This is a genomic window from Catenuloplanes niger (assembly GCF_031458255.1).
Lineage (GTDB): Bacteria > Actinomycetota > Actinomycetes > Mycobacteriales > Micromonosporaceae > Catenuloplanes > Catenuloplanes niger.
Window position 1 is genome coordinate 5,057,984 of record NZ_JAVDYC010000001.1, and the last position, 13,280, is coordinate 5,071,263.

General features: G+C 74.5%; 9 protein-coding genes. 4 read left to right on the forward strand and 5 right to left on the reverse strand.

The genetic code is table 11. The annotated features are described in order from the left end of the window. Nucleotides 1–110: 110 nt before the first annotated feature. A complete protein-coding gene (locus tag J2S44_RS22490) occupies nt 111–488 on the forward strand; it encodes a DUF742 domain-containing protein (protein WP_307242987.1) in 378 nt (125 codons plus the stop codon). Nucleotides 489–504: 16 nt separating this feature from the next. Continuing rightward, nucleotides 505–1,080 carry a GTP-binding protein gene (locus J2S44_RS22495; RefSeq protein ID WP_310429858.1) on the forward strand — a complete coding sequence of 192 codons (576 nt, stop codon included), beginning with the start codon at nt 505–507 and terminating at the stop codon, nt 1,078–1,080. A gap of 117 nt (nt 1,081–1,197) precedes the next feature. Here the strand turns inward: J2S44_RS22495 and J2S44_RS22500 are convergent, their stop codons facing one another. The 3 genes from J2S44_RS22500 to J2S44_RS22510 form a co-directional block, all read right to left on the reverse strand. Then, complete coding sequence (locus tag J2S44_RS22500) at nt 1,198–2,397, reverse strand: ABC transporter substrate-binding protein (protein ID WP_310417333.1); 1,200 nt, start codon at nt 2,395–2,397, stop codon at nt 1,198–1,200. 159 nt (nt 2,398–2,556) lie between these two features. Next, nucleotides 2,557–4,920, reverse strand: coding sequence for a transposase (locus J2S44_RS22505; protein ID WP_445343961.1), 2,364 nt, complete (start codon nt 4,918–4,920; stop codon nt 2,557–2,559). Between the two features lie 61 nt (nt 4,921–4,981). Further along, nucleotides 4,982–6,031 (reverse strand): SatS C-terminal domain-containing protein, encoded by a 1,050-nt coding sequence (locus J2S44_RS22510; RefSeq protein WP_310417339.1) that lies wholly within the window; start codon nt 6,029–6,031, stop codon nt 4,982–4,984. 109 nt (nt 6,032–6,140) lie between these two features. On the opposite strand from J2S44_RS22510, the gene J2S44_RS22515 reads away from it, so the two are divergent. Further along, complete coding sequence (locus J2S44_RS22515) at nt 6,141–6,473, forward strand: PadR family transcriptional regulator (RefSeq protein ID WP_310417344.1); 333 nt, start codon at nt 6,141–6,143, stop codon at nt 6,471–6,473. A gap of 149 nt (nt 6,474–6,622) precedes the next feature. Continuing rightward, a complete protein-coding gene (locus J2S44_RS22520) occupies nt 6,623–8,224 on the forward strand; it encodes an MFS transporter (RefSeq protein ID WP_310417347.1) in 1,602 nt (533 codons plus the stop codon). Nucleotides 8,225–8,676: 452 nt separating this feature from the next. Here the strand turns inward: J2S44_RS22520 and J2S44_RS22525 are convergent, their stop codons facing one another. Then, nucleotides 8,677–10,809, reverse strand: coding sequence for an amino acid ABC transporter ATP-binding/permease protein (locus J2S44_RS22525; protein WP_374727892.1), 2,133 nt, complete (start codon nt 10,807–10,809; stop codon nt 8,677–8,679). A gap of 341 nt (nt 10,810–11,150) precedes the next feature. Next, nucleotides 11,151–13,277: an ABC transporter ATP-binding protein/permease gene (locus J2S44_RS22530; protein WP_310417350.1), complete on the reverse strand. Its 2,127-nt coding sequence runs from the start codon at nt 13,275–13,277 to the stop codon at nt 11,151–11,153. Nucleotides 13,278–13,280: the final 3 nt, after the last annotated feature.

Here is a 13,280-nt window from a genome sequence, read left to right on the forward strand (position 1 = left end):
AGCCGAGGCGATGGCCGGCGCGAGCCGGCCGGAGCACTATATAAATGCGACGACGGGTTTCCGCGATCTTGAAACCGCTACCTAGGAAACAGAGGGGGTGAACGGCGACGATGGCCGAACGCGAAGAGCCGACCGGCGCGCTGGTCAGGCCGTACGCCGTTACCCGAGGCCGGACCCGGCCACGGTTGGAGATCGCACTCGAAGCGCTGATTGAGACGACGGTACGGGGCCGGTCCTCCGGCTCCAACAACGGCGGACACGGTCGAGAGCATCAATACATAGCCGCGCTGTGTGACGGCCGGCTGCAGTCACTCGCGGAGATCGCCGCGCGGATGTCACTTCCGCTCGGGGTCGCTCGGGTCCTCATCGCCGACATGGCCGCCGACGGCCTTGTCGCGGTGTATGAGCCGACGTCCCTGGAGGATGCGAACGACGCGGTGGGCACGGAATTGCTGGAGAGGGTGCTGAGTGGACTTCGCAGGCTCTGACACGGCGCACCGCCCTATGGCCGGGCGCGTGACATCGGCGAAGATTGTCATCGCCGGTGGGTTCGGCGTCGGAAAGACGACGCTGGTCGGCTCGGTCTCGGAAATCACTCCGCTGACCACCGAGGCCATCATGACGTCGGCGGGCGTGGGCGTGGACGACACCCGGCAGGTGCCGGGCAAGACCACCACCACCACGGTCGCCATGGACTTCGGTCGAATCACGATCGATCGCGACCTGATCCTGTACCTGTTCGGTACGCCGGGTCAGACGCGTTTCTGGTTCATGTGGGATGAACTGGTGCGCGGCGCGATCGGTGCGGTGGTGCTGGTGGACACCCGCCGGCTCGCGGACTGTTTCGCGGCGATCGACTTCTTCGAGCACCGGCGGCTGCCGTACCTCGTGGCCATCAACTGCTTCGACGGGATGCAGTACCACAACGCTCAGGATGTGCGGGACGCGCTCGCCATCTCCAGCGAGGTGCCCGTGGTGAGCTGCGACGCGCGTAACCGCGAGTCGACGAAGCACGTGTTGATCTCCCTGGTGGAGTACGTGCTGTCGATGCGCCGTTCGCGCGCGGTCGCGCCGGCCTGACCACCGGGTCCAACGGCGAAAGACCCATCGGGGGTACGGGATCATTCCGTACCCCCGCAGGTTTTTCCGCGGTCACGAAAAAACGCCCCACCGGACGGCGGGGCGTTTCGTCGTGCGTCAGGACGTGCGCACCCAGCTGTTCAGGTTGACGCTGAAGACGCCCAGCGAGTCGGCCTCCATGCCGCCGTGCCGGATCGTGGTCAGCGCGTAGGCGCCGGCCATGCCCTCCAGCGACGACCGCTCCAGGTAGGCGCGCAGCCGGCCGCGGTCGACGCTCTTCGCCTGGAACGCGGCCTGGATCAGCAGGCTGATGCCGTCCCCGGCGTACGGCGCGAAGCCCTTGAACGAGCCGTACTGCGTCACGTACCGCTGGATCAGGTCGCGGCGGCGCTGACCCTCCGGGCCGGTCTCGGTCAGCGACGAGGCGCCGAGCGAGCCGGGGCTGATCGCGTACGAGCCCTCCACCGCGTCCGCGTTCTCCTCGGAGAGCGTCTCCTCGGTGACCGCCTCCGGCGTGAAGAAGAAGCGGCCCGTGTAACCGGCCGCACGAAGCGCACGAGCGGCCTTTCCGGCGTCGGGCGACATCGCCCATATGATGATGGCCCCCGGGCGCCCCAGGACCGCCTCAGCGGCCGCGGCGGCGAAGTCCTGATCACCGGCGGGCAGCCGGACCGTGCTGCCGAGCGTGATGTCCCGGCTGGCGAGCGCGGAACCCATGTGCCGCACGCCCGCGTCGCCGTGCCGGCCGGTGCCGGCCAGGATCGACGCCTTCGCGATCTCCTGCCGGTCGATCTCCTGCGCCAGCGCCTGCGCGACGTCCCGGGCGTCCGGCGTCACCTTGAACGTGTAGGTGCGCGCGGACAGCGGCGTCAGGATGTCGTCCGCGGACGCGAGCGACAGGAACGGCACCTGCAGCTCCTGCGCCACGTCGGAGATCGCGCTGGAGGTCTCCGGCACGGTGCCGCCGATGAGCGCGTTGACGCCGTCCCGGTTGGCCAGCTGCTGGGCCAGCTCGCCGGCCTTCTTCGGATCACCGCCGCTGTCCACGATCTTCAGCTGCAGCGTGCGGCGCTGCGTGCCGACCTGAAAGCCCTCCGCGTTCACCTGGACCTGGAACAGCTCCATCGCGCGGGCCTGGAGCTCGCCCATGGCGGTGCCGGTCCCGGTGCGTTCCAGGATGCCGCCGATCACGAGGTCGGTGCTGGAGGCGGTCCTGGGGCCGGTCGACTCGTCGTCGGTGCCGCAGGCGGCCACGGTGAGCGCGGACGCGGTCGCCACGAGCAGGCCCCGCCGCGTGATGGTGGGCCGGTTGAGCATGGTTCCAAGCCTTTCGCCACGGGGTGGCGACAAGGGATGTGGAGCCGCCACGCCCCCAGCAGAATCGTGCTTGTTATCACGCCCTGTAGTCAATAGCCCGACATGTGGGCAACGACACCGAGGTCAGTGGGCAGATGAGGAGAACTACTCAAAGTGACATTATGAGCGATATGTCGCCGAGCGGAACTCGTACTCGTCGTCGTTGGTGTCGTCCACCCGGCTGCCCTGATCGCGGGTGAAGTCCCAGCCGCCGGCCGACTCGCGGCCCGGGCGGCCACCGACCGCGAACCCGCCGATCTCCTGCCCGCGACGCCAGCCGCGGAAGTATCCGGTGGTGTTCGCCGCCAGCGACTGGGCGTCGCGGACGATGCGCAGCTGCCGGTCCTCGCGGAGCGCGGAGCCGGGCACCAGGTTGGCCTGCGGGACGCGCTTGGGCAGACCGGCGTTGGTCTCGGCGCCGACGGCCGGGCGGGCCGCCTGCTCCGCGGCCTGCCAGGCGGAGTCCATCCGCCCCCAGTTCGGCTCCGCCTCGGTCTCCACCACCGGGTCTTCCTTGCTGTGCCCGGTGAACCAGGCCGACGCGGTGGCGGAGAAGATCAGCAGGTCGCCGTCGCCCTCGTCGACCGGCAGCGGGGTCGAGCTGTCAAGCGCGTCCGCGACGCGCCGGGTCGGGTCGACGAGGCGCAGCGGCGGCGTGTACGACTCGGTGCCGAGCGACGGATCGTCGCCACGGCCGTTGACCGGCTCGACCAGTCGCAGCACCGGCGGCTCCGGCGGCAGGTCGTCCGACTGCCACGGCGGCCGGACGCGCAGCGTCTCCGCCATCGTCGGCGCCTCCGGGCCGGCCGGCCCGCGCAGCTGCGGCTGCTCGCCGGTGTGCGCGCGCTCGTCGGCGTCCTGGTGCGTCGGCCACGCGGCCCGGGAGCCCGGCTCCGGCGCCGGCGGCGGCGGCGTGGTCCGGGACGGCGGCATGCCGAGCCTTATGTCGGTCAGGCCACCACCGGCGGGCGGCGGCGTGTTGATGCCGTTCGCCGCGGGCAGGTCGGTGTCGCGCGAGGTCAGCTCCGCCATCCGCTGCCGGTGCTCGGCGCGGCTGCTGTTGATCGCGGCCGTGGTCAGCGGCGCGCGGAACGGCTCGCCGGAGTCGGCCGGGCTCGGCGTACGCGTCGGCGGCTTCGGCCCGGGACGGACACCGGGGTGTATCGGCGTGAGGCCCGGCGGCGGGGGCGGCGGCGCGGAGACCGGCCGGTTGGCCAGGCTGTCGGGGCGGCGGCCGGCCGGGCTGACCGGCACGTTCTCGCCGGTGCCCTCGCGCGCGGCGCGGCGGCCCGCGGTCAGGTCGACGCGCCGGAACGCGCCGGTCGTCGAGTCCAGCTGGATCGAGGACGTGTCGGGGCGGCTCAGCGGGCTGAGCGAGGTGTCCGGGCCGGTCATGTCGCTGGACGCGGCCACCGCGAACGGGGGCGGCCCGGTCGGCACCGGCGCGCCCGGCGTCTGACCCTCCGACGCCTGGATGCGGGCCCGGCGGCTGCCCATGGCGGCCGCGGCTCCACCGCCACGCACCGGGTGCAGCGGCGCCGCGGACGGGGCGGCCGCCGCCGGCTCCGCGGACGCGCCGAGCAGACGGCGGTCCGTGGCCGGTGCCGGCGCGACGATCCGGGAGGCCAGCGTGGCGACCAGCGTCTCGCAGGCGGCGTCGCAGGCCCGGACGGCCGCGACGGCCTGCCGGACGGTCTCGGCGACGGTGGGGGCGAGCGCGCGGTTGACGCCGCGGCGGGCGGCCTCGTTCACCGAGGCCTGCAACGCGGTGATCGCGGCGTGCACCTGCTCGGCCGGCGCGACGCCGTCGGCGACGATCTGCGAGGCGATCGCCTCGGTGGTGACGGTGATCTCGCGGTCCCGGCCGGGCGCGCCGCCACCGAGCCGGCTCGGCTCGGGGACGGCCGCCAGCACGGCCAGCACGAGCGGGTCGGCCGGGTCCGGGTAGGCCCGCAACGCGGCCGGGTAGAGCTCGCGCAGCACCTCGCGCAGCGCCACCGCGGCGGCGTGCCGCCCGATGGCGAGCGCGGCGTGCGCGTTGAGGACCGGCTGGTAGCCGACCAGGCCGGCCGGCGGCGCCACGTTTATCGCGGTGAGCGCGCCGGCCTGCAACGCCCGGGCCAGCCCGACCGCGCGGCGCGCCCCGGGGGAGGACGGGGCCTCGTCGCCGGCGAACCGGGAGGCGAAGTCGTCGGCGTCGTCGTCGTCCGCCACGGCCAGCGGGCGTCCCGCGGCCGTGAGCAGCGAGGTGACCAGCAGGTCGTCGCTGTCGGCGGCGACCGACACGCTGGGAGAACCACTGGCGCGCTCCGCGAGCAGCGAGCTGAGCCGGGCGAACCCGGACGCGTCGTCGCTTATCTCGGAGACGTGCAGCTGCCGGCCGGCGTCGTCCACCACGGCCACCATGAGGGACTGACCCTCGGTGGCCCGCCGCGCGGACGAATCCGCCGACGCCAGACCGCAGTACACCCGCACGAGCGCCACGGCGTCGTCCTCCTCCCAGGACACATGTCGTGTGCCAAAGACTGATGCTCCCCGTAAAGGGTCAGTCGCGCCAGTCCACGACAGCAGAGATCTTGCCGATGATGGTGCGCCAGCCGAGGCTCGCCTGTTGCGCACCGATGCGCTTGAGACGGCGCCGGCCCATGAAGCCACCGATGCCACCTCGCGACGCGGACCGCAGCGCCTCGTCCAGGTCGTCCAGCGGAGAGCCCGGGGAGAGCGCGGTCAGCACCGGCGCCAACCGAAGAGCGTAGCCGAGGTCGCGGGCGACCTCGCCGGCCTCGATCAGCAGACCGAGGTCCCACGCGTCCGCGCCACCCCGGAGGTTCTCCACCACCAGGTCCAGGCCGTAGTCGTCGTCCTCGAGCGGAACGACGTCCGCCGGCTGGAGACGCTCTGCCAGTGTGCCCCAAGTATCGAGCTGAGCGAGGTCGTGCGGGGCACCCGAACGGACGAAAGCGACGAGCGATTCGGGGCTCTTGAACAGCAGGAGCTTGCCCTTGTGGGTCAGGAAGGCCGGGACCTCCTCGGCCTCCTCCTCCTTTTCGGCCGCCGCGGTGTCCGAGTCGGCGTCCTTGTCGGCCGAGTCGGCGTCCTCGTCGTCCGAGTCGCCGGACTTCTCGTCCTTCTCGGCCTCCTCGAACAGCTCCTTGGCCTCCTCGTCGAGGATGACCACCTCGCCGTCCTCGTCGTCGTCGAGCTCGTCCTCGTCCTCGTCGCGCAGCCGGCGGGCGCGCGCGGCGAACGGGTCGTCGTCGTCCGCGGCCTCGATCTCGGTCGGCGTCAGCTCGGTGGCCGGCCGGTACGCCCGGAGCGTGTAACCGACGCCGGACGGCAACGCGATCGACACCGGGTCGATCCTCGTCTCCTCCCAGAGCGAGCGGTCGATCTCGGCGGTGGTGTCGTCGTCCTCCACCGCGGTCGTGTCGCCGGCCTCGACGGCGGTGGTGTCGTCGTCCTCGACCGCCGCACTCGTCACGGCGTCGTCAACGCCGGTCTCGGGCTCGTCGGCATCCTGCCGGTTGGGCGTCTGGGCGGCCACGGTGACCTCCGTATGGCTCTCGTGTTCGGCGCGCTGCGGCGGTGCAGGCATCCGGATCGGTGACGTCGCGCACAGGACACCCTAGTGTGCCGGGAATGAACGTGAACGCCTCACCCCGGTTCGGTGAGGCCACCGGGCTCTATTAGTAGCCTAGCTACTTGTGAAGGCGCACTCGTTGCACGGCCACCTCGACGCTCTCCTGCTCGCGGTCCTGGAGGGCGACACGATGCACGGCTACGCCATCATCGAGGCGCTGAAGGCCCGCAGCGGCGGCACCCTCGACCTGCCCACCGGCACCATCTACCCCGCGCTGCGCCGTCTTGAACGCGCCGGGCACGTGGAGAGCGAGTGGAGCACCGTCAACGGGCGGGACCGCCGGACGTACCGGCTGACCGACGCCGGCCGCCGCGCGCTCGCCGGTGAGCGGGCCGGCTGGGCGGAGCTGAGCAGCACGATCGGCCGTTTTCTGGGCGGACAGACCCGGCATACGTGACGGTCGTGACATCCGGTGTGGGATAGCTCTCCACCGGTCAGTTGCGATCACGTTGTACCGCCCGCCCCGCCCGAAGGACCCGCGGCACCCCGCCGAAGGAACACGCGTCACCGTCGTTCCGCACAGGGGGTACCGCCGCTTTGGCTCCGATGTTCTCGCCGCTCCGCGAGCGCAACTACCGGCTCTGGGCCGCTTCCGACATCGTCTCGATCGGCGGCACCTGGATGCAGGTACTGGGCCTGAACTGGCTGGTGCTCAGCGCCACCGGGTCCGCGACCGCGATGGGCCTCATCGTGATGCTGCAGTCGCTGCCGGTCCTGCTGCTCGGCAGCTGGGGCGGCGCGCTCGCCGACCGGCTGCCGTCCCGCCCGGTGCTGGTGATCAGCCAGGCGATCCGCGCGGCACTGTCGGTCGCGCTGGTCGCCGCCACCGTGGCCGGCTCCGACGCGCTCTGGCCGATCTACGGCGTCGCGCTGCTCTCCGGCGTGATCAGCTCGATCGAGGGCCCGGCGCTCGGCCGCTTCGGCTCCGCGCTGGTCCCGCGTGACTCGCTCGCCCCGGCGCTGGCGCTCGGCTCCGTCCTCAGCTCCGGCGGCCGCATCGTCGGCATGGCGCTCGGCGGCGTGCTGGTCGGCCTCTCCGGCCCCGGCGTGCTCTTCGCGATCAACGCGGCCAGCTTCGGCGTGGTGATCCTCGCGCTGGGCATGATGCGCCCCGCCGAGATGTACCCGCTGGCCCGCGCGGAGGCCGGCTCCGCCGACGCCGGCGTCCGGGCCGGCCTGCGCTACCTGTTCACCCAGCCGGTCGTGCTGGTGATCCTGGCGCTCGCGTTCGTGATCGGCTCGCTCGGCCGCAACTACCAGGTCACCATGGCCGCCATGGTCGCCGGTCCGCTGCACGGCGGCGCGGGCGGCTACGGCATCACCTCCACCGTCTTCGCGGTCGGCGCGGTCCTCGGCGGCCTGCTGCTGGCCAGCACCGGCAGGGCCACGCACCGGGTGCTGATCGTCGCCGGCGCGGTGATCAGCGTGCTCCAGCTGTTCTCCGCCGCCGCCCCGAACCTGATCACGTTCTCGCTGCTGATCCTGCCGATCGCGGCCGGCGCGGTCATCTTCGACACCGTCGTCTGCACCCGCATCCAGCTGGACACCCGCGAGGACATGCGCGGCCGCATCCTGGCCTCGCTCGGCCTGGTCTCCTCGCTGGCCGGCATCGTCGGCGCGCCCGTGCTCGGCTGGCTCTGCGACGCGCTCGGCGCCCGCGGCGCGCTCGGCCTGGCCGGCGCGGTCACCACCGTCGCCGCAGTCGTCGGCGCGCTGGTCCTGGCCCGGGTCAAGGGCGTCCCGGTGCCGGCGCTGCGCACGGTCCGCCGCGGTCTGCGCCGCGTCGTCCGGCGCCGCGTCCCGGTCGTGCCGCCCGTCACCACCGCGGTCGTCCCGACCGACGCCGTGGTCCCGGCCCGGTCGCTGCTCACCGCCGCGGCCGTGGTCGCGGCCCCGGCCGGCCCGTCCCGGCGTCCGCTGACCGGGGTCGCGGCGGTCCCGGCCCCGCCGGCCGCGCTGCCCCACCACGGCTCGACGCACCCCGGCCCGTCCCGACCGGTCGCGCCGTCCCGTCCGGCCGTGCTCGCCCACGCGGCCGAGCAGCCGGCCCGCCGCCGTCGCTCGCTGCTGTCCTTCGGCACCGGCCGGCGCGGCCGCACGGTCACCGACGCGGTCGACTACCTCGACCGTCCCGTCACGCTCCGCTGACCCGGCCGACCCCGTCCCGGCGCCCATCGCTCCCGCGGTGGGCGCCGGTTCCGTCTCCGCACGATCCACCACCCGCCACGGTACGGCCGACAGCTCCCGCCGGACCGCGCGAATCCAGCACCCCGCCCGGTCACGCCGGCACGTCCGGCCCGCGCCGGGCGGCCGTCCCGCGGCTCCCGCTCCGTCACGGCGAGTGACCCCGACGGCTCGCGGCACCCTCCGGTCCGCCCACTCCCGACGTGCGTGGGACCTTTGCTCTGCTTACCTGTCCATCTCCGCGCAAATCGCCCGGGGGCGCCGGGCGATACGTCCGGTAAGTCGGGCGTTCCCTCGCGGTAAGCAGAGCAAAGGGAGGCGGGTGCCGGCGGGTGGAGAACGGATCGCGGCGGTGGGCGGGTCGTCGACGGGCGTGACGGAGCGTGCGGACCGTCAGCCGGACGATCCGCTCCCGGTCAGGGTGCGACGGCGAGGTACCCGCGCTCCGCCGCCTCCTGGGCCAGCCAGGTGTCGGCGTACCAGCCGGGACGGGTGATCAGGTCGTCGTGGCGGCCGCACTGGATGATCCGGCCGCGGTCGAGCACCAGCACCTCGTCGAAGCCGGACAGGCCGCGCAGGCGGTGCGTCACCAGCAGCACCGCGGTCCGGGGCGGCAACGCGTCCAGCGCCTGCCGGAGCACCCGGTCGGCGGCCTGCGGGTCCAGTCCCTCGGTCGGCTCGTCGAGCAGCAGGTGACGGGGGGCGGCGAGCAGCGCGCGGGCCAGTGCCAGCCGCTGCCGCTGGCCGCCGGAGAGCTTGGCGCCGCCCTCGCCGACCAGCGTGTCCCAGCCGTCCGGCTGCTCCTCCACCCAGTCCAGCAGGTCCGCGGCGCGCATCGCGGCGGCCTGCTCCACCGGGTCCACCCCCTCCCGGCCGAGCAGCAGGTTCTCCCGGACGCCGGCGTGGAAGACGTGCGCCTCGGCCAGCAGGCCGCCGACCTGCCCGGGCAGGTCCCGCTCCGGGTACGCCGTGATCGGCACACCGTCCAGCGTCGCGGCACCGGACTCCGGCGTGACCGCGCCGATCAGCACGCCGAGCAGCGTGCTCTTGCCGGCGCCGCTCGGGCCCGCGATCGCGATCCGGGCACCGGCGGGGATGCGCAGGTCCACGCCGTCCAGCGCGGCCGCGTCACCGGCCCGGTAACGGACCACCACGTTCCGCAGCTCCAGCCCGGCACCGTCCGCGTTCCGCAGTTCCAGCCCGAGACCGTCGGCGTTCCGCAGCTCCGGTTCGGCACCGTCCGCGTTCCGCGGCTCAAGCCCCGCGCCGTCCGCGTTCCGCGGTTTCGGCCCGGTGCGGTCCGCGGACGCCGTGGCGGCCGTGGTTCCGGCGGGCGAACCGATGCCGGCGGGGGCGGTCGTGCCGGCCGGGGAGACGGTCCCGGCGCGGGTGTCCGGCTCCGCGGGTACGTCGGTGAGGGACGGCGCGGCCAGCAGCTCCGCGACGCGGGTCAGGCCGCCGCGCAACTGAGCCCACTGCCGGGCGGCCACGACCATCGCGAGCGTCGCCTCGACCGCGGCGAGCGTGCCGACCGCGAGCACGCCGACCTCGGCGCCGCTCGCGCCGGACCGCAGCGCGGTGACCAGCACGGCGGCCGAGGTCAGGCCGGAGACGAGCACACCGGCGCCGTCGACGGCCCAGCCGGTCAGCGCCAGCCGGCGCTCCAGCCGGGCCAGTTCACCGGCGCGGGCGGCGGCCGCGGCGAGCGCGTCACCGGTCGCGCCGAACGCGGCCAGGTCCGCCGCGCCGCGGGTCAGGTCGATCGCGTCCGCGGCCAGCTCGCCGCGCAGCGGTGCCATCCGGTCCGCGGTACGCCGGGTCAGCGCGACCGCGACCACCGGCAGCAGCAGGCCGGCGACCAACAGCCCGGCGGCCAGCGGCAGCGTCGCGGCCGGTGCGATGAACGCGGCCCCGGCCACCGCCAGCACCGCCACGCAGGCCGCGGCGGCCGCCGGGACCACCACGCGGATCAACAGATCCTGCACCGCGTCGACGTCGGAGACCAGCCGGCTGAGCGCGTCGCCGGAGTGCGCGTCCGGCGCGGGGGAGCGGCGGGCGGCGAGCGCGCCGAAGACCCGGGTGCGCACGTCGGTGAGCAGGCGCAGCACCGCGTCGTGGCCGGCCAGCCGCTCGGTGTAGCGCAGCACACCGCGCCCGACGGCGAGCGCCCGCACGCAGACGATCGCGATGGTCAGCACCGGCAGCGGCGGCATGTCGGCCGCGGTGATCAGCAGCCAGGTCGCGGTCGCCATCAGCGCGAGACCGGCCAGTTCGGTGGCCGCGGCCAGCAGCCCCGCGCCGATCAGCCGCGCCAGGTAGGGCCGCGCCATCGCCAGCACGATCGCCTCCGGCCACCGGGCCGCGCGGTCCCGGCCGGCCGGCGCCCCATCGACTTCATCAGCGCCGCCGGCAGCCTCCGGCGAGGTGCCCGCGACCACCGTGCCGCCGCCTCCGGCGATGCCGGCCCCCACGCCGGCGGTGGCGGCATCGGCCATGTCCACCCCGATCGAGCGGACACCACCGGCTCCGGTGCCCCGCCTGCCGATCATGCCGGCTGTCCCGGCCACACCACCGGCCGTGCCGGCTGTCCCGGCCACACCACCGGCCGTGCCGGCTGTTCGGGGTGCGCTACCGGCCGTGCCGGCTGTCCGGGGTGCGTCACCGGCCGTGCCGGCTGTTCGGGGTGCGCTACCGGCCGTGCCGGCTGCTCCGGGATCACCGTCGGCGCTGCCGAACGCGGTAGGTGCACCGCCACCGGAGTCGCCGCCGGTGCCGGTCGGCGGGTGGATGACGTCGGCCTCACCGGCTGTCGCCGGGACGCTGCCGGCTGCGCCGGCCGGGGCGGGGTCTCCGGCGGTGGCCGGGTTGTCGGGGTCGGGCCGCGTGGGGGTCATGTCGTCACCAGGGCGGGGAGTTCGGTCAGGTGGCCGTCCTCGATGCGGAGGATGCGGCCTGCCTCGGCGAGCAGTGCGGGGCGGTGGGCGACCAGCAGGGCGGTGCGGCCGGTCACCAGACGGCGGCTGGCGTCCAGGACCGCGGCCTCGGAGCCGCCGTCCAGGCGGGCGGTGGGCTCGTCCAGGAGCAGCAGCGGCGCGTCGGCGCGCAGGAACGCGCGGGCCAGCGCGACCCGCTGGCGCTGGCCGCTGGAGAGGCCGTGGCCGCGTTCGCCGAGGCGGGTGTCCAGTCCGTCGGGGAGGCCGGCGATCACGTCGTCGAGCAGCGCGGCGCTCGCGGCCGCGGCGACGTCGGCGTCGGGGGCGTCCGGTGCGCCGAGCCGGATGTTGCCGGCCATGGTGGTGGCGAACAGGTGGGCCTGCTGCGGCACCCAGGCGAGCCGGCGGCGCCACTGTTCCGGGTCGATCGTGGCCAGGTCGACGCCGTCGACCAGGACCCGGCCGGAAACCGGGGTGACGAAGCCGAGCAGCAGGCCGAGCAGCGTGCTCTTGCCGGCGCCGCTCGGGCCGACGATCGCGATCCGGTCGCCGGCGGTCACGGTCAGCGAGACGTCCCGCAGCGCGACCGTCCGGTCGTAGGCGACGGTGACGTCCTCGAAGACGATCTCGTCGAACGCCGTCGGTGCCGGCCGCGTCGCCGCGAACCGTCCGGTGCCGGTCCCACGGGCACCGCCGGCGGCCGAGCCGGACGTCCGGGCGCCACCGGAGAGCGCACCGACAGCACCGTCCTCGGCGACCGCCGCCCGATCGGCGGACGCGCCGCGGGAAATGCCTCCACCGATCGAGGCGCCACCGCCGCCGGAAGCACTCCCGCCGAGGGCGGCACCGCCGGAAGCAGCCCCGCCGACGGCAGCGCCGCGGGAAGCAGCGCCGCCGGAGGCGATCCCGCCGGTAACGGCACCGCCGAGGGTGACACCGCCGGCAACGGTGCCGTCGTCGGTGATCCCGCCGGCCGCGGTGTCGCGGGAAGTGACACCGCCACCGGAGGAAGGCCGGGAGCGAGCGGAGCTACCGGAAGCACCGGCGGAAGCGACACCGGCGGAAGCCAGGCCGGCGGGAACGGAACCGGCGGGGACCGGGTCGGTGGAAGCGGTGCCGGGGCCGTCCGTGGCCGGCGCGGTGGGCACGGTGGAGAGCGTGAACGCGGCGTCGAGCGCGGTCAGGCCCTCCATGCTGGCGTGGAATCGGGCGCCCGCGGCGCGCAGCGGCAGGTAGGCCTCCGGCGCCAGCAGCAGCAACAGCAGCGCGACCTGGAGCGTGAGCGCGCCGTCCAGCACGCGCAGGCCGACCGGCACCGCGACCAGCGCGACCGAGAGCGTGGAGACGAGTTCGAGTGCGAGCGCGGAGAGGAACGCGATGCGCAGCGTCTTCATGGTCGCGATCCGGTGGCCGTCGGCCATCCGCCGGACGACCTCGACCTGGGCCCGCGCGCGGCCGAAGACGCGCAGCGTGGGCAGGCCGGCGACCATGTCGAGGAAGTGGCCGCCGAGCATCGACAGCCGCCGCCACTGCCGCTCCGTCGCGGCCTGGGCCTGCCAGCCGAGCAGCGCGCCGAAGACCGGGATCAGCGGCAGCGTCGCGGCGATCGTGACGGCCGAGGTCAGGTCTGCGAAGACCAGCCGGGACAGCACCGCGACCGGCACGGTCACGCCCATGATGAGCTGCGGCAGGTAGCCGGTGAAGTAGTTGTCCAGCGCGTCCAGCCCGCGGCCGGCCAGTGTGGCGATCTCGCCGGCCCGCTGCCCGCTGAGCCAGCCGGGCCCGCGTGCGCCGACCGCGCCGAGCAGTTCCGCGCGCAGCGCCGCCTTCACGGTCGCGGCGCTGCGGGCCGCGACGACGCCCTGTGCCCAGGTCAGGCCCGCGCGCAGCACGATGATCGCGACGAACGCGGCGAGTGCGGTGGTGTCCAGCCGGCCCTGCCAGGCGGCGGTCAGCGCGGCCGCGAGCGCGGTCGCCTGCGAGATGATCAAAATCCCGGCGGCCACCCCGAACACACCCAGCAGGGCGAGGTGGCGCCGGGTCGCGGGCACTCGCCGCAGCAGGCGGGGATCGAACGGGCGCATCGC